Origin of the sequence: Pseudomonas sp. ERMR1:02 (genome assembly GCF_002277815.1) — a bacterium.
In the GTDB taxonomy this organism is placed as follows: Bacteria; Pseudomonadota; Gammaproteobacteria; order Pseudomonadales; family Pseudomonadaceae; genus Aquipseudomonas.
In genome coordinates, this window is record NZ_NKJI01000012.1 from 1 (window position 1) to 23,409 (window position 23,409).

At 58.0% G+C, this 23,409-nt stretch carries 19 protein-coding genes and 3 pseudogenes; 15 read left to right on the forward strand and 7 right to left on the reverse strand.

The genetic code is table 11. The features are described from left to right. Window positions 1-168: 168 nt before the first annotated feature. The 7 genes and pseudogenes from CES87_RS20280 to map form a co-directional block, all read right to left on the reverse strand. Window positions 169-572: pseudogene (locus CES87_RS20280) on the reverse strand (SufE family protein). Then, the gene (locus tag CES87_RS20285) at window positions 569-1,774 is read right to left on the reverse strand and encodes an aminotransferase class V-fold PLP-dependent enzyme (protein ID WP_128607511.1); all 1,206 of its coding nucleotides are present in this window, start codon (window positions 1,772-1,774) and stop codon (window positions 569-571) included. Before CES87_RS20285 ends, CES87_RS20280 begins: the two are co-directional and overlap by 4 nt. Before the next feature lie 147 nt (window positions 1,775-1,921). Then, window positions 1,922-2,956 (reverse strand): 2,3,4,5-tetrahydropyridine-2,6-dicarboxylate N-succinyltransferase, encoded by a 1,035-nt coding sequence (dapD, locus tag CES87_RS20290; RefSeq protein WP_128607512.1) that lies wholly within the window; start codon window positions 2,954-2,956, stop codon window positions 1,922-1,924. Between the two features lie 32 nt (window positions 2,957-2,988). Further along, window positions 2,989-3,351, reverse strand: a complete 363-nt coding sequence (locus CES87_RS20295; protein WP_128607513.1) for an ArsC family reductase — start codon at window positions 3,349-3,351, stop codon at window positions 2,989-2,991. A 157-nt stretch (window positions 3,352-3,508) separates the two neighbouring features. Continuing rightward, entirely contained in the window at window positions 3,509-4,705 is a 1,197-nt protein-coding gene (gene dapC, locus CES87_RS20300; RefSeq protein WP_128607514.1) for a succinyldiaminopimelate transaminase, read from the reverse strand. 135 nt (window positions 4,706-4,840) lie between these two features. Next, entirely contained in the window at window positions 4,841-7,543 is a 2,703-nt protein-coding gene (locus CES87_RS20305; RefSeq protein WP_128607515.1) for a [protein-PII] uridylyltransferase, read from the reverse strand. A gap of 44 nt (window positions 7,544-7,587) precedes the next feature. Next, a complete protein-coding gene (gene map / locus CES87_RS20310) occupies window positions 7,588-8,370 on the reverse strand; it encodes a type I methionyl aminopeptidase (RefSeq protein WP_128607516.1) in 783 nt (260 codons plus the stop codon). 371 nt (window positions 8,371-8,741) lie between these two features. Between map and rpsB the strand changes: the two genes are divergently transcribed. From rpsB to rnhB, 15 genes and pseudogenes are all read left to right on the forward strand, one after another. Next, window positions 8,742-9,479, forward strand: a complete 738-nt coding sequence (gene rpsB, locus CES87_RS20315; protein WP_019581025.1) for a 30S ribosomal protein S2 — start codon at window positions 8,742-8,744, stop codon at window positions 9,477-9,479. A 190-nt stretch (window positions 9,480-9,669) separates the two neighbouring features. Next, a complete protein-coding gene (tsf, locus tag CES87_RS20320; protein ID WP_128607517.1) occupies window positions 9,670-10,533 on the forward strand; it encodes a translation elongation factor Ts in 864 nt (287 codons plus the stop codon). A 211-nt stretch (window positions 10,534-10,744) separates the two neighbouring features. Continuing rightward, on the forward strand, window positions 10,745-11,488 hold the full coding sequence (gene pyrH, locus CES87_RS20325; RefSeq protein WP_003189161.1) for a UMP kinase: 744 nt from the start codon (window positions 10,745-10,747) through the stop codon (window positions 11,486-11,488). After that, a complete protein-coding gene (frr, locus tag CES87_RS20330; protein WP_008000041.1) occupies window positions 11,485-12,042 on the forward strand; it encodes a ribosome recycling factor in 558 nt (185 codons plus the stop codon). Before pyrH ends, frr begins: the two co-directional genes overlap by 4 nt. 13 nt (window positions 12,043-12,055) lie before the next feature. Then, the gene (gene uppS / locus CES87_RS20335) at window positions 12,056-12,811 is read left to right on the forward strand and encodes a polyprenyl diphosphate synthase (protein WP_128607518.1); all 756 of its coding nucleotides are present in this window, start codon (window positions 12,056-12,058) and stop codon (window positions 12,809-12,811) included. Then, a complete protein-coding gene (locus tag CES87_RS20340; protein WP_128607519.1) occupies window positions 12,812-13,618 on the forward strand; it encodes a phosphatidate cytidylyltransferase in 807 nt (268 codons plus the stop codon). It begins immediately after the preceding gene. Continuing rightward, window positions 13,615-14,802, forward strand: a pseudogene (gene ispC / locus CES87_RS20345) (1-deoxy-D-xylulose-5-phosphate reductoisomerase). Before CES87_RS20340 ends, ispC begins: the two are co-directional and overlap by 4 nt. A 53-nt stretch (window positions 14,803-14,855) precedes the next feature. Beyond that, window positions 14,856-16,207, forward strand: a pseudogene (gene rseP, locus CES87_RS20350) (sigma E protease regulator RseP). A 72-nt stretch (window positions 16,208-16,279) separates the two neighbouring features. Next, window positions 16,280-18,658, forward strand: coding sequence for an outer membrane protein assembly factor BamA (gene bamA, locus CES87_RS20355; protein ID WP_128607520.1), 2,379 nt, complete (start codon window positions 16,280-16,282; stop codon window positions 18,656-18,658). A gap of 45 nt (window positions 18,659-18,703) precedes the next feature. Continuing rightward, a complete protein-coding gene (locus CES87_RS20360; protein ID WP_095197086.1) occupies window positions 18,704-19,207 on the forward strand; it encodes an OmpH family outer membrane protein in 504 nt (167 codons plus the stop codon). Between the two features lie 3 nt (window positions 19,208-19,210). Next, window positions 19,211-20,266, forward strand: coding sequence for a UDP-3-O-(3-hydroxymyristoyl)glucosamine N-acyltransferase (gene lpxD / locus CES87_RS20365; RefSeq protein ID WP_128607521.1), 1,056 nt, complete (start codon window positions 19,211-19,213; stop codon window positions 20,264-20,266). A gap of 108 nt (window positions 20,267-20,374) precedes the next feature. Next, a complete protein-coding gene (gene fabZ / locus CES87_RS20370) occupies window positions 20,375-20,815 on the forward strand; it encodes a 3-hydroxyacyl-ACP dehydratase FabZ (protein ID WP_128607522.1) in 441 nt (146 codons plus the stop codon). Next, the gene (gene lpxA / locus CES87_RS20375; protein ID WP_128607523.1) at window positions 20,812-21,588 is read left to right on the forward strand and encodes an acyl-ACP--UDP-N-acetylglucosamine O-acyltransferase; all 777 of its coding nucleotides are present in this window, start codon (window positions 20,812-20,814) and stop codon (window positions 21,586-21,588) included. Before fabZ ends, lpxA begins: the two co-directional genes overlap by 4 nt. A gap of 2 nt (window positions 21,589-21,590) precedes the next feature. Then, entirely contained in the window at window positions 21,591-22,721 is a 1,131-nt protein-coding gene (gene lpxB, locus CES87_RS20380) for a lipid-A-disaccharide synthase (protein WP_128607524.1), read from the forward strand. An 11-nt stretch (window positions 22,722-22,732) separates the two neighbouring features. Beyond that, window positions 22,733-23,359: a ribonuclease HII gene (gene rnhB / locus CES87_RS20385; protein WP_128607631.1), complete on the forward strand. Its 627-nt coding sequence runs from the start codon at window positions 22,733-22,735 to the stop codon at window positions 23,357-23,359. Window positions 23,360-23,409 lie beyond the last annotated feature (50 nt).

The following is a 23,409-nucleotide window of genomic DNA, read 5'->3' on the forward strand; positions in this document are numbered from 1 at the left end:
CGACCAAGGCTGTGGACAAGATTGTGGCTGGGGTGAGGCGGCCGGCGGAGCGCGTCAAACCCACCTGACCCCAATAGATGCAAAACCTGTAGGAGCGAGGCTTGCCGCGAAGGCGTCCTGCCTGACACACCGCTTTCGCGGGCAAGCCTCGCTCCTACAGGTGCAGAGTTAACCAGCCAACTCATTCATTCGCTGAAGCACCGCATTCAGACCATTGCTACGCGACTGGGACAACTGGCGACCGAGCCCCAGTTGATTAAACCAGTCCGGCAAATCCACCTGCTGCAACTCAACCGCTGACAATCCATTACCCGTGCAAGCAGCAGCGCCACCAATCCGCGTATCAGCCGCGCGTCACTATTGGCATGGAACTGCCAATGACCGTCGTGCAGTTTGCCCACCAGCCACACCTGGCTTTCACAGCCGTGCACGCGGTTGGTGTCGCACATTTCTTCGTCGCTCAACGCAGGCAGGCGCTCGCCCCATTGCATCAACAGGCGGGCCCGTTGTTCCCAGCCCGCGGCTTTCTGAAAGGTATCCAGCGCTATCACGGCTTCGGCAGGCAAGCTCATCGCAGCAACTCCAGCGCCTGGTCCAGCGCGTCAAAGAACCGTTCCAGATCTTCGGAATCGTTATACAACGCCAACGAAACCCGAATCGCCCCGGCCAGTTCGAAGCTTTTGAGCAGCGGCATGGCGCAGTGGTGACCGGCGCGTACCGCGATCCCTTGTTCTGTCAGCAAGTGCGCCAGATCTGAGTTATGCACGCCCTCGACGGTAAAACTGGCCAGTGCCAAATGCGGCTTGCCCAACAGTCGAATGCCGTTGCGGGCCTCAAGACCCTTGAGCAGATAGTCATGTAGCGCCACTTCATGGGCAGACACGGCATCCTGATCGAGCCCGGCGAGGTAATCCAGAGTTGCGCCCAGGCCAATCACGCTGGCAATCGGCGGCGTGCCCGCCTCGAAACCCAGCGGTGCCGGGCGGAAGCGTGCATCGTGATAGTTGGCGTCCAGCACCATCTCGCCGCCGAACTGCCAGGGGCGCAGTTGTTGCAGTGCTTCGTTGCGCCCGAACAACACGCCCAGGCCATCGGGGCCGTACAGTTTGTGACTGGAGAAGACATAAAAGTCGCACCCCAGTGACTGCACGTCATGTCGGCCATGGACTACGCCCTGAGCGCCGTCGATTACCGTCAAAGCGTTGTGCGCCTTGGCCATCGCCAGCAGCGCGGACAGTGGTTGCCAGGCGCCGATCACGTTGGACAACTGGCTGACCGCCAACAAGCGCGTGCGTGGGCCGATCAATCGAATGGCCGCGTCGAGGTCGATTACGCCGTCCGCATCCAGTGGCAGGATCACCAGTTTCAGTTCGCGGCGGTGAGCCAGTTGCTGCCACGGCAGCAGGTTGGCGTGATGTTCCAGGGCGCTGATGACAATTTCATCGCCCGGATGGAATAGATGTTCCAGACCATAGGCCAGGAGGTTCAGCGCAGAAGTCGCGCCGTGGGTAAAGATGATCTGTCCGCTGTCACCGGCATTGAGCCATTGCGCGGCTTTGCGGCGGCTGTCCTCGAACGCCTGGGTGGCGTGGGCGCCGGGCAGGTGTTGCGCCCGATGCACGTTGGCCGCGCCGTTGGCGTAGTAATGCGCCAGGGCGTCGAGCAAGGCTTGAGGTTTTTGCGTGGTGGCGGCGTTGTCCAGATAGGTCTGGTCTTGCCGTTGCAGAGCGGCGATGGCCGGAAAATCGGCGCGCCAGGGGGAAGGAATCATCATGTTGTCGGGCCCTGCGGGGGGTGCCTCTGACCCTGTAGGAGCGAGCATGCTCGCGAAAAACGCGTCGACGACACGGGCTACCTGATGCCCTGCGTTATCGTTAACGTCCATCGCGAGCATGCTCGCTCCTACAGGAATCTGCTGCGCTTAGTTGTGAGCGTGCAGCGCTTCGTTCAGTTCGATGGCCGACTTGTGGGTTTTGCATTCCACGGCGCCGGTTTCCGAATTGCGGCGGAACAGCAGGTCGGTCTGACCAGCCAATTCACGGGCCTTCACAACTTTGACCAGTTGGTTCTTCTCGTCCAGCAGTGCCACTTTGGTGCCAGCGGTGACGTACAGGCCCGATTCAACAGTATTGCGGTCGCCCAACGGGATGCCGATACCGGCGTTGGCGCCGATCAGGCAGCCTTCGCCAACCTTGATCACGATATTGCCGCCGCCCGACAGGGTGCCCATGGTCGAGCAACCGCCGCCCAGGTCCGAACCCTTGCCGACGAATACGCCAGCGGATACGCGACCTTCGATCATGCCCGGGCCTTCGGTACCAGCGTTGAAATTGATGAAACCTTCGTGCATCACGGTGGTGCCTTCGCCGACGTAGGCGCCCAGACGCAGACGGGCCGCATCAGCGATACGCACGCCGGCCGGTACCACGTAGTCGGTCATTTTCGGGAACTTGTCCACCGAGAACACTTCCAGCAGCTCGCCGCGCAGGCGCGCTTCCAGTTGATGCTCGGCCAGTTCGGTCAGATCGATGGCGCCCTGGCTGGTCCAGGCAACGTTCGGTAGCAACGGGAAGATGCCAGCCAGGTTCAGGCCGTGTGGCTTGACCAGGCGATGGGATAGCAGGTGCAGCTTGAGGTATGCCTCTGGGGTGGACGACAGCTGGGCATCTTCGGCCAGAAGGGTGGCGACCAGCGGCTTGTGGCTTTCGGCCAGACGAGTCAATAGGGCAGCCTGGGCCGCATCTACGCCTTTGACGGCTTCAGCCAGTTGCGCTGCCTGAGTATTGCTGAAGGCAATGGCCTGGTTGCCTTCGCTGTAACCCAGGATCGGCGCGATGGCCGCGACCAGTTCGGCCGATGGGTTGAGCAATGGTTGCGCGTAAAACACTTCCAGCCATGCGCCTTGACGGTTTTGAGTGCCGAGACCAAAGGCCAGGCTGAACAGGGTAGTGGACATGTTGATACCTCTAACAAATTGAAACGGGCTGCTTACTTGAGTGCGGCCGCGTAGATATCTGGCTTGAAGCCAATCAGGGTTCGGTCACCGAGATCGAGCACCGGGCGCTTGATCATCGACGGTTGTGCGAGCATCAGTTCAATGGCTTTCGACTGGTCGAGATCGGCTTTGCGTTCGTCGTCGAGCTTGCGAAAGGTCGTGCCTGCACGGTTCAACACCACTTCCCAGCCGTGCTCGTTGCACCATTGGGCCAGGTGTTCACGGTCAATACCGACCGCTTTGTAATCATGAAAGTCATAGCTGACAGCGTGTTCATCGAGCCAGGTGCGCGCCTTTTTCATGGTGTCGCAGGCTTTGATGCCGAAAAGGTGCAACGTTTTGCTTGAAACGGTCAAGGAATCGCCCCCTTTACAGGTGCTGGATAAAAAAGGTGTCGGATTATGCCATGACCGGACGGTTTCGCGTCGGCTGTGGTCTCGCGATGGTCGTCAACGATAACACTGGCGGCTTGGCATCGCGGCGTTATCGAAACCATCGCGAGCAAGCTCGCTCCTACCGGCGCTGGATGAAGTCGCGAATGCGCTCGGCGGCTTCAACACACTCGGCCAGCGGCGCAACCAATGCCATGCGCACACGCCCGGCACCTGGATTAACGCCATCCACATCGCGCGACAGGTAGGAGCCCGGTACCACCGTCACATGCTCCTGCTCGAATAGGTCGCGGCAGAAGGCTGCGTCGTCACCGGCCACATTCGGCCACAGATAGAAGCTGCCATCAGGGCGTTGCACGTCCAGAACCGGCTCGAGGATTTCCAGTACAGCGTCGAACTTCTCTCGATACAGCGTGCGGTTGGCGCGCACGTGCTCTTCATCGTTCCACGCGGCAACGCTGGCCAGTTGCGTCTGAACCGGCATCGCGCAGCCGTGGTACGTGCGATAGAGCAGGAAACCTTTGAGGATATCCGCATCACCGGCGACAAAACCGGAGCGCAGCCCCGGCAGGTTGGAGCGCTTGGACAGGCTGTGGAACACCACGCAGCGCTTGAAGTCCTTGCGGCCCAGTTCCGCGCAGGCGCTGAGCAGGCCCGGTGGCGGGGTTTGTTCGTCGAAGTACAGCTCGCTGTAGCACTCGTCGGCGGCGATTACGAAGTCATGTTCGTCGGCCAGGGCGATCAGTTTTTTCAGGGTGTCGACCGGGATCAACGCACCGGTCGGGTTGCCCGGCGAGCACAGGAACAGGATCTGGCAGCGTTTCCAGATGTCCGGTGAAACCGCATCGAAATCCGGGTTGAAGCCGTTTTCATCCAGGCATGGCAGGTAATGCGGCTTGGCGCCAGCGAGAAACGCCGCACCTTCATAGATCTGATAGAACGGATTCGGACTGACAACCAGCGCGTCGTCGCCACGGTTGACCACGGTCTGGGTGAAGGCGAACAGCGCTTCACGGGTACCGTTGACCGGCAGCACGTTGCGCGCCGGGTCGATCCAGCCATTGGGAACACCGAAACGGCGCTCGCACCAGGCGGCAATGGCTTCACGCAAAGCCGGGATACCGAGGGTGGTCGGGTATACGGCCATTTGATCCAGATTGCTGGCCAGTGCCTCGGCGACAAAACTTGGCGAGCGGTGCTTTGGCTCACCGATGGACAATGCGATAGGGCGCTTGTCCGGGTTGGGCGTGACGCTGCCGAGCAGGGCGCGCAGTTTCTCGAACGGGTAGGGCTGGAGCTGGGTCAGAGCGTTGTTCATCGATAAATCTCGTTCGGTGTAGGAGCTGGCTTGCCAGCGATGGTCGTTAACGATAACCCGTGCTTGCCGGGTAAACGCGGTGCCTGTGAATCCATCGCTGGCAAGCCAGCTCCTACAAAAGGGCGGGCTGTTGATTCAGATGCTGATGCGCGACAGTTTGATATCGGGGTCCTGGTTGACGCTCAGTTGTTCGACGATAGCGTCCTGCAAGCGACTGCAAAGCAGCGGATCGGACAGCGGCTGATTATTGGCGTCAGTGATGAAGAACACGTCTTCCACGCGCTCGCCGAGGGTGGCGATCTTGGCGTTTTGCAACGACAGGTCGAATTCCAGGAATATCGTGCCAATCCGCGCCAGCAGGCCAGGGCGGTCGGGGGCTGTCAGTTCCAGCACGGTCACCTGGCGTTGCGCATCGTTGTGAATCGTCACCTGCGGTGCGAAGGCGAAATGCTTGAGCTGTCGCGGTACCCGGCGCTGGATGATCGTCGGGTAGTCATCCGGGTTGCGCAGGGCTTCGGTCAGGCCGTCGCGGATCTGTTTGACCCGCGTCGGGTTATCGCCGATCGAGTCGCCGTCGGTATCGAGCACGATGTAGGTGTCGAGGGTGAACTGACTGCTGGAGGTGATGACCCGGGCGTCATGGATGTTCAGGTTGAGCTGGTCCATCGCGGCTACGGTCACCGCGAAGAAGTCGTGCTGGTCCGGCGCATAGATGAAGATCTGCGTGCCACCCTCGAATTCTCGTTGTGTGGTTTCCTTGATCAGTACCAGCGGCCCGCCTTCGGCCGGTTGCTGGAGGATCGCGTCGGTGTGCCAGGCGACATCGCCAGCGGTGTGACGCAAAAAATAGTCATCGCCCAACTGTGCCCACAACTGCTCGACATCGTCTGGATCGGTGCCGCCGCGTACCAGGATGTCCAGAGCAGCGCTTTGGGTCTGGCGGATCTGTTCTTCGCGGTCCACCGGGTTTTCCAGGCCACGACGCAACGCGCGTTTGGTCTCGGTGTAGAGCTGACGCAACAAGCTGGCACGCCAGGAGTTCCACAGCGTGGGGTTGGTGGCGTTGATGTCGGCGACAGTCAGCACGTACAGATAATCAAGGTGGGTTTCGTCACCGACGGTCTGCGCAAAATCGTGGATCACCTGTGGGTCGGACAAGTCCTTGCGCTGGGCGGTGGTCGACATCACCAGATGGTTCTGCACCAGCCAGACGATCAAGCGGCTGTCCCATACGGGAAGCTGGTGACGCTGGCAAAAAGCCTCGGCGTCTACCGCGCCGATTTCCGAGTGGTCGCCATGCCGGCCCTTGCCGATGTCATGGTACAGGCCGGCCAGATAGATCAATTCAGGTTTGGGCAGCTTGCCCATGAGCTTGCTGGCCAACGGGAATTTTTCTGACACCTGTGTGTACTGCAATTTACGCAGGTGTTTGATCAGGTTTAGGGTGTGCGCATCGACCGTATAGATGTGAAACAGATCGTGTTGCATCTGCCCGACGATAAAGCCAAATTCCGGGAGATAACGCCCGAGAATGCCGTAGCGGTTCATCCGGCGCAGGTTGCGGTGAATGCCGATCTTGCACTTGAACAGCTCGATGAACAGGCTGGTGTTGCGGATGTCGTTGCGGAAATCGTCGTCGATCAGGTGGCGGTTTTCGCGCAGCAGGCGAATAGTATCGGCGCGCACGCCCTTGATTTCTGGCTGTTGTGCCATCAGCACAAAGATTTCCAGCATGGCGAACGGGGTGCGGCGAAACACGTTGTCATTGCGCGCTTCGATATAACCGTCGTGCAGCTGGAAGCGCGAGTTGATCGGTTGTGGCGGGGCCTCATCTTCCGGGGCGAGGATGACTTCTTCAAAGTGCTGGATGATCAAGTCGCTGAGCTGGGCAATGCTCATCACCACGCGGTAATACTGTTGCATGAAGTTTTCGATAGCCTGCTTGGCGTCGTCACCTTCGAATCCCAGTAGCTTGGCGATGGTGCGCTGGTGATCAAACAGCAGCCGGTCTTCGGAGCGCCCGGCGAGCATGTGCAGGGCATAACGCACTTTCCACAGAAACTCCTGGGAAGAAGCCAGCAGGGCGTTTTCGCTTTCGACCAGGAAACCTTCGCCCGCCAGTGCCCGCAGGTTCAGGGTGCCGTACTCGCGACGGGCCACCCAGAGAATCGTCTGGATGTCCCGCAGGCCACCAGGCGAGCCTTTGACGTTGGGTTCCAGGTTGTATTCGGTGTCGTTGTACTTGTGGTGACGGGCTTTCTGCTCGGCGTGTTTGGCCAGGAAGAAATCCTTGCTCGGCCACATGTGTGCCGTGCTAGTGACATCCAGCATGCGTTGGCGCAGATGTTCCGGGCCGGTAATGGTTCGGCTTTCCATCAGGTTGGTCACCACCGTCAGGTCGGCGCGGGCCTCGACGGCGCATTCGTCGACCGAACGAACGCTTTGACCGACTTCCAGGCCTATGTCCCACAGCAGCGTGAGAAAACGCTCGATGGAATCGCGGAAAACCTCATGGTCGGCGCTGTCCAGCAGGATCAACAGATCGATGTCGGAGTATGGGTGCAGCTCGCCTCGACCGTAGCCGCCGACCGCGACCAGTGCGATATCAGCGTCTTCACTCCAGTTGAATTGGTCCCAGGCCTTTTGCAGGATGTTATCGACGAACCAGGCACGATCCTCGATCAACCGGCGAATGTCACGGCCGTTGCGAAAGCGCGTGTCGAGCACTTCGCGGGCCTGGCGGATCGCCTTCTTGAAGGCCGCGATCGGGCTTGCCTTCAAGGCCAGTTCAGCCTGGAACTGGCCGCGGTCGAAGAGTTCGGGATCCACCTGCGGCATCGATTGGCTTTCCTATCTATAAGGCTGGGAGCTGTGCGGTCGGATCAGGCCGAAACGCGCGCGATGGTGTCGTCGTTGCGCAAAGTGAAGATCTCGTAACCGGTCTCGGTCACCAGCAGGGTGTGTTCCCACTGTGCCGACAGCTTGCGGTCCTTGGTGATCGCAGTCCAGCCATCGCCCAGCACCTTGGTGTCGGCACGGCCCTGGTTGATCATCGGTTCGATGGTGAAGGTCATGCCGGCCTTCAATTCCATGCCGGTGCCGGCGCGACCGTAGTGCAGGATCTGCGGTTCTTCGTGGAAGACTTTACCGATACCGTGGCCGCAGAATTCGCGAACCACCGAGAAACCGTTCCTTTCAGCGTGCTTCTGGATGATTTCGCCGATGTCGCCGAGGCGGCAGCCGGGTTTGACGATTTCAATCGCCTTGTACATGCATTCCTGGGTCACTTGTGACAGGCGCTCGGCCCATACCGGTACAGTGCCGACGTGGAACATGCGACTGGTATCGCCGTGGTAACCGTCCTTGATGACGGTGACGTCGATGTTGAGGGTGTCGCCATCTTTCAGCGGCTTATCGTTCGGGATGCCGTGGCATACGACGTGGTTGATCGAAGTGCAAATCGACTTCGGGTAGCCCTTGTAGTTGAGCGGGGCAGGGATGGCTTTCTGCTCGTTGACGATATAGTCGTGGCAGATCTGGTTCAGTTGATCGGTGGTCACGCCCGGTTTGACATACTCAGCAATCATTTCCAGCACATCGGCAGCCAGTTTGCCGGCGATGCGCATTTTTGCGATGTCCTCGGGGGTTTTGAGGGTGACGGTCATACAGGCTCTCTCTGCGCTCGACGGCGCTTTACAAACGGAATGGGCATTGTGCGATCGAACTTCGCAGCCCTGAAAAACGCGATTCTATCAGACGATCAGCGCAAATCCGCGCCTCTGTACATCGCTTCCCTCTATAGAATGGAGCATTCCGGGCGGATTCCAAGGGCTGAAACACCCCTCCCGCCAGGATTTCAGAATCCGGGTTCCGTTTTTCCCTTCCCTGTGGTATAAAATGCGCCGCTTTCCGGGGATGCCCCGTGAAGCCTAAATCCACACACGTGTCGACACGATGACCTGGGTGCCTTCAGCTGATGCTGCTGGTTGGTCATTGGGATACGTGGAGGCCAAACCCGACTTATTAAGGAACTATCATGTCCCAAGTCAACATGCGCGATATGCTGAAGGCCGGTGTGCACTTCGGTCACCAGACCCGTTACTGGAACCCGAAAATGGGTAAATACATTTTCGGCGCGCGTAACAAGATCCACATCATCAACCTTGAAAAAACCCTGCCTATGTTCAACGAAGCTCTGACTTTCGTAGAGCGTCTGGCCCAGGGCAAAAACAAGATTCTGTTCGTCGGCACCAAGCGTTCCGCTGGCAAGATCGTTGCTGAAGAAGCAGCACGTTGCGGTTCGCCGTACGTCGATCACCGCTGGTTGGGCGGCATGCTGACCAACTTCAAAACCATCCGTGCTTCCATCAAGCGTCTGCGTGACCTTGAAGTACAAGCCGAAGACGGTACTTTCGCCAAGCTGACCAAGAAAGAAGCGCTGATGCGCTCCCGTGACCTGGAAAAGCTGGATCGTTCCCTGGGTGGTATCAAGGACATGGGCGGTCTGCCAGACGCTCTGTTCGTTATCGACGTTGATCACGAGCGCATCGCGATCACCGAAGCCAACAAGCTGGGCATCCCGGTTATCGGCGTAGTCGATACCAACAGCAGCCCGGAAGGCGTTGACTACATCATCCCAGGCAACGATGACGCAATCCGCGCTATCCAGCTGTACATGGGTTCGATGGCTGACGCCGTTATCCGTGGTCGCAACAATGTTGCTGGCGGCACTGTAGAGTTCGTAGCTGAAGAAACTCAGGCTGCAGCTGAGTAATTGACGCCCTGGCGTTGACTCAGTAAGCAAAAAGGGGGCTTGGCCCCCTTTTTGCCACCTCGAAAACCATTTGTCGGCGCCCACTGTTTTATCTGTAATGTGCGGCAGCTAACAAAGGTGGTTCGGGAAGAATTGAACGCCCGTTCGATCGGGTGGAATGGTTGATAACCTATCCAAGAGGAATTTTGAAATGGCAGAGATTACTGCAGCGTTGGTCAAAGAACTGCGCGAGCGTACTGGCGAAGGCATGATGGACTGCAAAAAGGCCTTGACCAAGGCTGGCGGCGACATCGAAAAAGCCATTGATGACATGCGCGCTTCGGGCGCCATCAAGGCTGCCAAGAAAGCCGGTAACGTTGCCGCTGAAGGCGCAATCGCACTCAAGGAAGACGGTAAATCCGCCGTTCTTCTGGAAGTGAACTCGCAGACCGACTTCCTGGCTCTGCAGGACGACTTCAAGGCATTTGTTGCTGCCAGCGTTGAAAAAGCGTTCGCTGACAAACTGACTGACGTCGCTCCGCTGATCGAAGCTCAAGAAACCGATCGCCTGGTTCTGGTCGGCAAGGTTGGCGAAAACGTCAATATCCGTCGCCTGACTCGCGTTGAAGGTGATGTTGTTGGTGGCTACCTGCACGGCAACAAGATTGGTGTTGCGGTTGTTCTCAAGGGCGGCGACGTTGAGCTGGCCAAAGACATCGCTATGCATGTAGCGGCTACCAACCCTGAATTCCTGCTGCCATCGGAAGTTTCCGCTGAAGCGATCGAGCGCGAGAAAGGCGTGTTCCTGACCCTCAACGCTGACAAGATCGCCGGCAAACCAGAAAACATTGTTGAAAACATGGTCAAAGGCCGTATCAGCAAGTTCCTGGCTGAAGCGAGCCTGGTTGAGCAGGCGTTCGTAAAGAACCCTGAAATCAAGATCGGCGACCTGGCCAAGAAAGCTGGCGCTGAAATCGTTTCCTTCACCTACTTCAAGGTCGGCGAAGGCATCGAGAAGCCAGTTGATAACTTCGCTGAAGAAGTTGCTGCTCAGCTGGCTGCCGCCAAGCAATAAGACGGTTTTTTAACTGTCGCCCTGAAGAGGCTGCCCGCTCACGCGCGCAGCCTCTTTTCAGATGGGGCACCAATTTTTTAATTGGTTTCCTTTTGGAACTGGCTTACAAAGCCATGTTCCGATGGCGCTGAAGCAGTGCCAAGCAAGAGTGAACGCCAGCTGAAAACAGCTCGCAAAGAATTTTTAAAATACGCCGCAGGAGAGATTCGCAATGGCTCAGCAGGGCAGTGGTTATCAGGCTCGCTATAAACGCATTCTACTCAAACTTAGCGGCGAGGCCCTGATGGGCTCGGAAGAGTTCGGGATCGATCCGAAGGTTCTGGATCGCATGGCGCTGGAAGTTGGCCAACTGGTCGGCATCGGCGTTCAGGTCGGTCTGGTAATCGGTGGCGGCAACTTGTTCCGCGGTGCAGCGCTGAGCGCAGCCGGCATGGATCGGGTTACCGGCGACCACATGGGCATGCTGGCCACTGTGATGAACGCACTGGCCATGCGTGATGCGCTCGAACGTGCCAATATCTCCGCTATCGTGATGTCGGCCATTTCCATGGTTGGCGTGACCGATCACTACGATCGCCGCAAAGCCATGCGTCACCTGAACTCCAAGGAAGTCGTGATTTTCGCGGCCGGTACTGGCAACCCTTTCTTCACTACGGACTCGGCTGCCTGCCTGCGTGCGATCGAAATCGATGCTGATGTCGTGCTCAAGGCGACCAAAGTCGATGGCGTATACACCGCTGACCCATTCAAAGACCCGCATGCCGAGAAGTTCGATCATCTGACCTACGATGAAGTGCTGGATCGCAAGCTGGGCGTGATGGATCTGACGGCCATTTGCCTGTGCCGCGACCATAAAATGCCGCTGCGCGTATTTAATATGAACAAGCCCGGCGCCCTGCTGAACATCGTGCATGGTGGCGCTGAAGGGACCCTGATCGAGGAAGGCCAACAATGATCAACGAAATCAAGAAAGACGCTCAAGAGCGCATGCAAAAGTCCGTGGAATCGCTTGCGCACAACTTCGGTCGAATTCGTACCGGCCAAGCGCACCCAAGCATTCTGGAAGGCGTGATGGTGCCGTACTACGGCTCCGACACCCCGATCAAACAGGTGGCGAACATCACCGTTAAAGACGCCCGTACCCTGCAGGTCGTTGCCTTTGAACGCAATATGTTGGGCGCCGTCGACAAAGCCATCGGTAGTGCTGGCCTGAACCTCAACCCGACCAACCTGGGTGAGTTGCTGCTGATCTCCATGCCGGCCCTGACCGAAGAAACCCGTAAGGGCTTCACCAAGCAGGCTCGCGACGTTGCTGAAGACGCGCGTGTTGCGGTGCGCAATATCCGCCGTGATGCGAACAGCCAGCTCAAGGATCTGGTCAAGGAAAAAGAAATCAGCGAAGACGAAGAGCGTCGCGCCACTGGCGAGATCGATGATTTGACCAAAAAGTTCGTGGCTAAAATTGACGCGGACTTGGCGCAGAAAGAAAAAGACCTGATGGCCGTATAAGGGTCGCGTTTTCATGGACAAGACTAAGCAGACTGCGCCGTCCGCGGTGCCGCGCCATGTCGCGATCATCATGGATGGTAATAATCGCTGGGCGAAAAAACGCTTTATGCCGGGTGTCGCCGGTCATAAAGCGGGTGTGGATGCAGTTCGTGCGGTCATCGAGGTGTGTGCCGAAGCCGGGGTTGAAGTATTGACCCTGTTCGCGTTCTCCAGTGAGAACTGGCAACGCCCGGCCGATGAGGTCAGTGCCTTGATGGATCTGTTCTTCAGGGCATTGCGTCGCGAGGCCAAGCGCCTGAATGACAACAACATCAGTTTGCGCATTATTGGCGACCGCTCGCGTTTTCATCCGGAACTTCAAGCTGCCATGCGTGAAGCCGAGGCCATGACTGTCGGCAGCAATCGTTTCATCCTGCAGATCGCCGCCAATTACGGCGGGCAGTGGGATATCGCGCAGGCCGCTCAGCGACTGGCTCGGGAAGTTCAGGCCGGGCACTTGCGTCCGGAAGACATCACGCCAGAATTGCTGCAAACGTGCCTGGCCACCGGCGATCAACCGTTGCCGGACTTGTGCATTCGTACCGGCGGCGAGCATCGCATCAGTAACTTCCTGCTGTGGCAACTGGCTTACGCTGAGTTGTTTTTCTCCGACCTGTTCTGGCCGGACTTCAAACACGACGCCATGCGTAATGCGCTGGCTGATTTCGCATCTCGCCAGCGTCGCTTCGGTAAAACGAGCGAGCAGGTCGAGGCTGGAGCCCGGGTTTAAATGCTTAAACAACGAATCATCACTGCGCTGATCCTGCTGCCGATTGCCCTGTGCGGGTTTTTCCTGCTCGAGGGTTCAGGATTTGCACTGTTCATCGGGCTGGTTGTGACCCTCGGTGCCTGGGAATGGGCGCGTCTGGCGGGCTTCACTGCCCAGTCGATGCGCTTGGCCTATGCCGCTGTAGTCGCGTTGATGCTGTTTGTCATGCATATCCTTCCCGGCCTTGCGCCTTGGGTGTTGGGGGCTTCGGTACTCTGGTGGGGGGTTGCGACCTATCTGGTGCTGACGTATCCACGCTCCAACGAGCACTGGGCCAGTGCGGCCTGCAAGCTGGTGATCGGTCTTTTGATCTTGCTGCCGGCCTGGCAAGGCCTTATTCAGATCAAACAGCAGCCCTTGGGCAACTGGCTGATCATGGCGGTGATGGTGCTGGTCTGGGGGGCCGATATTGGCGCGTACTTTTCCGGCCGGGCCTTCGGCAAGCGCAAGCTAGCGCCGCAGGTCAGTCCTGGAAAGAGCTGGGAAGGCGTTTATGGTGGCTTGACCGTGAGTCTGGTCATCACCGTCGTCGTCGGGTTTGTCCGTGACTGGACCGTTGCCGAGTTGTTCAAGGGCCTGATCGGCGCAGCCGTAATCGTATTTATCTCGGTCGTAGGCGATCTGACCGAAAGCATGTTCAAGCGCAATTCCGGAATCAAGGACAGCAGCAATCTGCTGCCTGGTCACGGCGGTGTGCTGGATCGTATCGACAGCCTGACCGCTGCGATTCCCGTGTTTTCGGTGCTGTTGTGGATGGCAGCACCGTGAGCCGTCCCCAGCAGATTACCGTTCTTGGGGCAACCGGCTCGATCGGTCTGAGCACCCTGGATGTCATCGCGCGCCACCCCGAGCGTTATCAAGTTTTCGCCTTGAGCGGTTTTACCCGTTTGAGTGAGTTGTTGGCGCTATGTGTGCGCCACGCCCCCGGTTCGCCGTAGTACCTGAAGCCAGCGCTGCCCGCGGCTTGCAGGATGATTTGCATGCGGCAGGTTTATCGACCCGTGTGCTGGTGGGGGAAGAAGGTTTGTGCCAGGTCGCCGCCGATCCTGAGGTCGATGCAGTGATGGCGGCCATTGTCGGCGCGGCGGGTTGCGTCCGACCATTGCGGCAGTGGAGGCGGGCAAGAAATCCTCCTGGCCAACAAAGAAGCGCTGGTCATGTCCGGTGCGCTGTTTATGCAAGCCGTGCGCAAGAGCGGTTCGGTTTTGCTGCCGATCGACAGTGAGCACAACGCAATTTTCCAGTGCATGCCACAGGATTTTGCCCGTGGCCTCGGCGCAGTCGGTGTGCGCCGGATTTTGCTCACGGCCTCCGGAGGTCCGTTCCGGCAAACGCCCATGGCGGAACTGGCGCATGTGTCGCCTGAGCAGGCTTGTGCCCACCCGAATTGGTCCATGGGGCGCAAGATTTCGGTCGATTCGGCCAGCATGATGAACAAAGGGCTTGAGTTGATCGAGGCCTGCTGGCTGTTCGATGCCAAGCCATCCCAGGTCGAAGTGGTGATTCATCCTCAGAGTGTGATTCATTCGCTGGTCGACTACATCGATGGCTCTGTATTGGCTCAGTTGGGCAACCCGGACATGCGCACGCCAATCGCCAACGCCCTGGCGTGGCCTGAGCGAATTGATTCGGGTGTGCCGCCGCTGGATCTGTTTGCCATTGCGCGCCTGGACTTCCAGGCACCGGATGAAGAGCGTTTCCCTTGTCTGCGTCTGGCCCGGCAGGCAGCCGAGGCGGGCAATAGTGCGCCGGCGATGCTGAATGCGGCGAACGAAGTCGCTGTTGCGGCGTTTCTCGACGGACGGGTTCGTTACCCGGAAATCGCGAGTATCATCGAGGAAACATTGAATCTCGAGCCTGTGGTGGCGCTGGATGATCTTGAAGCAGTGTTCACGGCAGATGCGAAGGCGCGTGTGCTGGCCGAACAATGGTTGAGTCGTCACGGGCGGTAAGTGCTGCAATGCGTTGACCCATACGGCACTGGATAGGAATGCGGAGAAAGTAGATGAGCGCGCTCTATATGATTGTCGGCACCCTAGTGGCTTTGGGCGTGCTGGTTACCTTCCACGAGTTCGGCCATTTCTGGGTCGCGCGTCGCTGTGGGGTCAAGGTGCTGCGTTTCTCCGTAGGCTTTGGCATGCCGCTGCTTCGCTGGCACGACAAGCAGGGCACTGAGTTCGTGGTGGCTGCCATTCCGCTGGGCGGTTACGTGAAGATGCTCGACGAGCGCGAAGGTGAAGTGCCGGTCGAGCAGCTCGATCATGCTTTCAATCGCAAATCGGTTCGTCAGCGGATTGCTATCGTGGCGGCCGGGCCGATTGCCAACTTTCTATTGGCGCTGCTGTTTTTTTGGGTGTTGGCCATGCTCGGCAGCGAGCAGGTGCGCCCGGTCATCGGTGCCGTAGAGTCAGGTAGCATTGCTGCCAAGGCTGGTTTGAGCGCGGGTCAGGAAATCATCTCCATCGATGGCGAACCGACTTCCGGCTGGGCTGCAGTGAATTTGCAGCTGGTCCGTCGCCTTGGGGAAAGTGGTTCGCTGCAGGTACTGGTCCGGGAGCAGGGTTCCACGGTGGATTCGCCCCGTGAGCTGGCACTGGATAAATGGCTGAAGGGCGCCGATGAGCCGGATCCGATTCGCTCGCTGGGCATCCGTCCGTGGCGTCCGGCATTGCCGCCGATCCTGGCCGAACTTGATCCGAAAGGCCCGGCGCAGACCGCAGGCCTGAAAATGGGTGACCGCCTACTCGCACTTGATGGCAAGTTGCTGGATGACTGGCAGCAAGTGGTGGATACCGTCCGTATGCATCCTGATACCAAAATCATACTGCGGGTCGAGCGTGATGGTGCTCAAATCGACGTCCCTGTCACGCTGGCTGCGCGCGGCGAGAAAAAGGCGCCGAGTGGTTATCTGGGGGCAGGGGTGAAGGCGGTCGATTGGCCGCCGGAGATGATCCGTGAGGTCAGGTTCGGTCCTTTGGCCGCGATCGGCGAGGGGCTCGACGTACATGGACCATGAGCGTGCTGACCCTTGATTCACTGAAGAAAATGTTGTTCGGCGAGCTCTCGGTAAAAAACTTGAGTGGACCGATAACCATTGCTAAAGTGGCGGGCGCTTCGGCCCAGTCGGGTATCGCTGATTTCCTGAATTTCCTTGCTTATCTGAGTATTAGCTTGGGGGTTCTGAATTTGCTGCCCATTCCTGTGCTGGATGGGGGGCATTTGTTGTTTTATCTGATTGAGTGGGCGCGTGGTCGTCCCTTGTCGGATCGGGTGCAAGGTTGGGGGATACAGATCGGTATCAGTTTGGTGGTCGGAGTGATGTTGCTTGCTCTGGTCAATGATCTGAGTCGTCTGTAACGTCGCTGAATTGCGAATCTGCCGCATTTTGCGGCAGTTTGTTTATTGCCAGTTGGAATAAGAAAGGACTTCATGAAACGTCTGCTGCTAACTGCGGTTCTCACCGTATTGATGATCGCCGAAGTTCACGCCGAGTCCTTCACTATCTCTGATATTCGCGTCAATGGCCTCCAGCGGGTCTCCGCGGGTAGCGTCTTTGGTGCTTTGCCGTTGAACGTCGGTGAACAGGCGGATGATCGACGCCTGGTGGAATCCACTCGAGCGTTGTTTAAAACCGGTTTCTTTCAAGATATCCAGCTGGGCCGCGATGGCAACGTCCTTGTCATCACTGTAGTCGAGCGTCCATCGGTTGCCAGTATCGAGATCGAAGGTAACAAGGCGATCTCCACTGAAGACCTGATGAAAGGTCTCAAGCAATCCGGTCTGGCCGAGGGTGAGATCTTCCAGCGCGCCACCCTTGAAGGTGTGCGTAACGAGCTGCAGCGTCAGTACGTCGCTCAGGGCCGCTACTCGGCAACCGTCGACACCGAAGTGGTGCCGCAGCCGCGCAACCGGGTTGGCTTGAAGGTCAACATCAACGAAGGCACCGTTGCGGCTATCCAGCACATCAACGTGGTGGGAAACACGATCTTCCCTGATGAAGACCTGATCGACCTGTTCGAATTAAAGACGACCAACTGGCTCTCGTTCTTCAAGAACGACGACAAGTATGCTCGTGAAAAACTCTCCGGTGACCTGGAGCGTCTGCGTTCCTACTACCTGGATCGCGGCTATATCAACATGGATATCGCTTCGACCCAAGTGTCCATCACTCCGGACAAGAAACACGTTTATATCACCGTCAATATCAACGAGGGTCAGAAGTACACCGTTCGTGACGTCAAGCTGAGCGGCGACCTGAAAGTTCCTGAGGACCAGGTCAAGTCTTTGCTGCTGGTGCAGAAAGGCCAGGTGTTCTCGCGCAAGCTGATGACCACTACTTCCGAACTGATCACCCGTCGTCTGGGTAACGAGGGCTACACCTTCGCCAACGTCAACGGTGTGCCGCAGCCCCATGATGAAGATCACACCGTAGACATCACCTTCGCTGTCGATCCGGGCAAACGTGCCTACGTCAATCGCATCAACTTCCGTGGAAACACCAAGTCGGAAGACGAAGTGCTGCGTCGTGAAATGCGTCAGATGGAAGGCGGTTGGGCTTCGACCTATCTGATCGATCAATCCAAGACCCGTCTTGAGCGCTTGGGCTTCTTCAAGGAAGTCAACGTGGAAACACCGGCCGTACCGGGCGTTGACGACCAGGTTGATGTCAACTACAGCGTGGAAGAACAAGCCTCCGGCTCGATTACCGCCAGCGTCGGTTTCGCCCAGAGTGCGGGTCTGATCCTCGGTGGTTCGATCACCCAGAACAACTTCCTCGGTACCGGTAACAAGGTCAGCATCGGCTTGACCCGCAGCCAATACCAGAGCCGCTATAACTTCGGTTATGTCGACCCCTACTGGACTGCTGATGGCGTGAGCCTGGGTTACAACGCGTTCTACCGTACCACCGACTACAAAGATCTTGATGTCAACGTAGCCAGCTACGCAGTAGACAGTCTGGGTGCAGGTGTCAGCGTCGGTTACCCAATCAGCGAGACTTCGCGTCTCACGTTCGGTTTGACTGCGCAACAAGACAAGATCAAGACAGGTCTTTACACCGTCGACGAAATCTTCGACTTCGTAAACCAGCAAGGTGATCAGTACCTGAACTTCAAGGCATCGGCCGGTTGGTCTGAGTCCACGTTGAACAAAGGTGTGCTGGCGACCCGTGGCCATTCCCAAAGCCTTACCATGGAGGCCACGACTCCAGGCAGTGATTTGTCGTTCTTCAAGCTTGATTACCGCGGTCAGTTGTTCCAGCCGTTGTCTGAAAACTACACCATGCGCCTCCATACCGAGCTAGGTTATGGCGATGGTTATGGTTCCACTGATGGCTTGCCTTTCTATGAAAACTACTATGCTGGTGGTTTCAACTCGGTTCGTGGCTTCAAGGACAGTACTCTGGGTCCTCGCAGTACTCCGAGCCGTGGCGTTAACCCGGGTACCGCGCAGGACCCGGATCAGGATCCATTACCGTTTGGTGGTAACGTCCTGATTCAGGGTGGTGTAGAAGTTCTGTTCCCGTTGCCGTTCGTGAAAGATCAGCGTTCCTTGCGCACCTCGGTATTCTGGGACGTGGGTAATGTGTTCGATTCGACTTGCAAGCAGAGCACTAACGCCGATGGCTCGAAGTCCAACACTCAATGTAACGACATCAGCCTGAGTAATATGGCCAGTTCGGTGGGTGTCGGTGTGACTTGGGTTACTGCCCTTGGTCCGTTGAGCTTCGCGTTAGCGATGCCAGTTAAAAAGCCGGACAGCAATGCCGAGACTCAAGTGTTCCAATTCTCCCTCGGCCAGACGTTCTAAGCGTCTGACCCAAGATAACGACAATGGATTTTGTAGGAGTGCATCGTGCGTAAGTTGACTCAATTGGTTCTCCTGGCTTCCGTACTGGTAGCAGGCCCGGCATTTGCCGACATGAAAATTGCCGTTTTGAACTATCAGATGGCCTTGCTGGAATCCGATGCGGCCAAGAAATACGCCGTAGACGCCGAGAAAAAGTTCGGTCCTCAACTGACCAAGCTCAAGTCTCTGGAAAGCAGTGCCAAGGGTATTCAGGATCGCCTGATGGCCGGTGGCGACAAAATGCAGCAAGGCGAGCGTGAGCGTCTGGAGCTCGAGTTCAAGCAAAAGGCTCGTGACTTCCAGTTCCAGTCCAAGGAGCTGAACGAAGCCAAAGCCGTTGCTGACCGTGAAATGCTGAAGCAGCTCAAGCCGAAACTGGACAGCGCTGTGGAAGAAGTCATCAAGAAAGGTGCTTTTGACCTGGTCTTCGAGCGTGGTGCAGTGATTGATGTCAAGCCTCAGTACGACATCACGCGCCAGGTTATCGAGCGCATGAATCAGCTGAAGTAATCCATGACCGCGACCATTAAGCTCGGCCAATTGGCCGAGTTCCTCGGCGCCACTCTGCGTGGTGACCCGGAGAAAGCAATTACTGGGCTAGCCACCTTGCAGGAGGCTGGCCCAGCTCAGTTGAGCTTTCTCGCAAATCCCCAATACCGAAAGTACCTGGCAGACAGCCAGGCCGCAGCCTTGTTGCTCAAAGCCGCTGATGCTGAAGGTTTTGCCGGGAATGCACTGGTGGTGCCTGATCCGTACGCTGCCTACGCTCGTGTTTCTCACCTGTTCGATCCCAAGCCCAAGGCAGCTGCCGGCATTCATCCCACAGCGGTGATTGCGGCAGACGCAGTGGTAGACCCGGCGGCGAGTATCGGCGCCTTCGTGGTCATCGAAAGCGGGGCGCGAGTTGATGCCGGTACGACCATCGGTGCGCACTGCTTCATCGGTGCCCGTAGCGTTATTGGCGAAGGTGGCTGGCTCGCACCGCGCGTCACGCTGTATCACGACGTGCGCATCGGCAAGCGGGTGGTGATTCAATCCGGTGCCGTGCTGGGTGGCGAAGGCTTCGGATTTGCCAACGAGAAAGGTATCTGGCAGAAAATCGCCCAGATCGGTGGCGTACGGGTCGGCGACGACGTGGAAATTGGCGTGAATACCGCTATCGACCGCGGCGCGCTGGCCGATACCATCATTGGTAATGGTGTGAAGCTCGATAATCAGATTCAGATCGCGCACAACGTTCAGGTGGGTGATCACACGGCCATGGCGGCGTGCGTCGGGATTTCCGGCAGCACCAAAATCGGCAAGCATTGCATGCTCGCCGGTGGCGTAGGGCTGGTGGGGCATATCGACATTTGCGACAACGTTTTCATCACCGGGATGACCATGGTGACTCACTCGATCACAGAGGCGGGCGCTTATTCTTCCGGCACGGCGATGCAGCCGGCAGCCGAGTGGCGCAAAAGCGCGGCACGTATCCGTCAGCTCGATGACATCGCGCGGCGTTTGCGACAGCTGGAAAAGCAAGCAGGGGAAGTGACCCCTGGCGGTAATGCTTCATCAGATGGCTGATACCATTTCCATATCAAGTGTGCGCAGCCGCTAGACTGCGTCCTTGATTTGCTAGCGGAGTGCGCGTCAGTCGCGCGCTCCCAATCTTTACATAGGCTTCCCCCCGAAATGATGGACATCAACGAGATTCGCGAATACCTGCCTCACCGTTACCCGTTCCTGCTGGTGGATCGGGTCGTGGAACTGGATGTGGAAGGCAAGCGCATTCGCGCCTACAAGAATGTCAGCATCAACGAACCGTTCTTCAATGGTCACTTTCCCGCGCATCCAATCATGCCGGGCGTGCTGATCATCGAAGCGATGGCTCAGGCTGCCGGGATCCTTGGTTTTAAAATGCTCGACGTGAAACCAGCCGATGGCACCCTCTACTACTTCGTCGGCTCCGACAAACTGCGCTTCCGCCAGCCGGTGTTGCCGGGCGATCAGTTGATCCTTGAAGCCAAGTTCCTGAGCTGCAAGCGTCAGATCTGGAAATTCGAGTGCCAGGCTTCGGTCGATGGCAAGCCGGTCTGTTCTGCTGAAATCATCTGCGCGGAACGCAAACTATGAGTTTGATTGACCCTCGCGCAATCATCGATCCGACGGCCGTCCTGGCTGACGGCGTCGAGGTCGGCCCGTGGTCGATCATCGGCGCAGGTGTGGAAATCGGCGAGGGAACGGTAATCGGGCCGCACGTGATTCTCAAAGGCCCGACCCGAATCGGTAAGCACAACCGCATCTACCAGTTTTCCTCGGTAGGCGAGGACACGCCGGATTTGAAATACAAGGGCGAAGAAACGCGCCTGGTGATGGGTGATCACAACGTCATCCGCGAAGGTGTGACGATTCACCGTGGAACCATTCAGGACCGTTCGGAAACGACTCTGGGCGACCACAACCTGATCATGGCCTATGCACATATTGGTCATGACAGCGTAATCGGCAACCACTGCATTTTGGTCAACAACACGGCGCTGGCCGGGCATGTGCACGTGGAAGACTGGGCCATCCTGTCCGGTTTTACCCTGGTCCACCAGTATTGCCACATCGGTGCCCACAGCTTTTCCGGCATGGGGACCGCCATTGGCAAGGATGTTCCTGCGTACGTCACGGTATTCGGCAACCCGGCCGAGGCCCGCAGCATGAACTTCGAAGGTATGCGCCGCCGCGGTTTCAGCGAAGACGCCATCCACGCCCTGCGTCGTGCCTACAAAGTGGTCTACCGCCAGGGCCTGACAGTTGAGCAGGCGCTCGCCGAACTGGCCGAATCGTCGATCCAGTTCCCGGAAGTTGCGGTGTTTCGTGACTCCATCCAGTCTTCGACCCGCGGCATCACCCGCTAATCATGGCTAATCTGCGTATTGCGCTGGTGGCGGGTGAGGCTTCCGGCGACATTCTCGGTGCGGGTCTCATGCGCGCGCTCAAGGCCCGTCATCCGGCGGTCGAATTCATCGGTGTCGGTGGTCCGCTGATGCAGGCTGAAGGCCTGACATCCTACTTCCCAATGGAACGCCTGTCGGTCATGGGCCTGGTGGAAGTGCTCGGTCGATTGCGCGAGTTACTGGCACGCCGAAAGAAGCTGGTGGCGGATCTGATCGCCGCAAAACCGGATGTATTCATCGGTATCGATGCTCCGGACTTCAACCTCAATATCGAACTCAAGTTGCGTCAGACCGGGATCAAGACTGTGCATTACGTCAGCCCCTCAGTTTGGGCCTGGCGGCAGAAGCGGGTGCTGAAGATTCGCGAAGGCTGCGACCTGATGCTGACGCTGTTCCCGTTCGAAGCGAAATTCTACGAAGAGAAAGGCGTCCCGGTGCGGTTTGTCGGGCACTCCCTGGCCGATGCGATTCCGCTCGAAGCCGATCGCGCTGCAGCACGGGCCGAGCTGGGCTTGCCTGACGGACCGCTGGTTGCGCTGATGCCGGGCAGTCGTGGCGGCGAAGTCGGTCGTCTCGGTGCGCTGTTTCTCGATACCGCACAGCGCCTGCGGGCCATGCGTCCCGGCGTTCGCTTTGTCATGCCATGCGCCAGTCCTGAGCGCCGCGCGCAGCTTGAAGAAATGCTCGCCGGTCGCGATCTGCCGCTGACCTTGCTCGATGGCAAGTCCCATCTGGCCCTTGCTGCATGCGACGCCGTGTTGATTGCATCCGGAACCGCAACGCTGGAAGCCCTGTTGTACAAGCGGCCAATGGTGGTTGCTTATCGCCTGGCACCGCTGACGTTCTGGATTCTCAAACGCATGGTGAAAAGCCCCTACGTTTCCTTGCCGAATCTGCTGGCCCAGCGCTTGCTGGTGCCCGAGTTGCTGCAGGATGACGCAACGGTTGAGGCTCTGGCCCAGACGTTGTCGCCACTGATCGGGGATGGTCAGGAGCAAACCCGCGGTTTCGATGAAATCCACCGTACCCTGCGCCTGGATGCTTCCAACCAGGCGGCGGATGCGGTACTCAACCTGATCGACCAAGTACAATGAGTAAAACAAGCATGCAGATGGGGCTGGATTTCACCTTGGTCGCTGAAATTGAAGATCTGGTTGCCGGTGTCGACGAAGTCGGTCGTGGCCCGCTCTGTGGCGCAGTAGTGACCGCAGCAGTGATCCTCGATCCGAACCGTCCGATCCTTGGGCTGAACGACTCGAAGAAGCTCACCGAAGCCCGCCGCGAAAAACTCTACGACGAAATCTGCGAAAAAGCCCTGAGCTGGTGCATTGCCCGCGCGGAAGTCGAAGAGATCGACGAGCTGAACATTCTGCACGCCACCATGCTGGCCATGCAGCGCGCCGTGGCCGGGCTGCACATCCAGCCGAAACTCGCGATGATCGATGGGAACCGCTGCCCAAAACTGCCGATGCGCGCCGAAGCTGTGGTTAAGGGCGACAGCAAGGTTCCAGCCATCGCGGCAGCGTCGATTCTGGCGAAGGTCAGCCGTGATCGTGAAATGTCTGCTTTCGAATTGATCTATCCGGGTTACGGCATTGGTGGCCACAAAGGCTACCCGACTCCCGTTCATCTGGAAGCGCTCGCCCGTCTTGGGCCAACGCCGATTCACCGGCGTTCGTTTGCCCCGGTACGGCTCGCTTACGAAGCACGCGAAAGCCTGATCGAGAGTTAGTCGCGAGGCTGATTTTTTTTAACAAGGCCCGGTACAATCCGGGCCTTGTT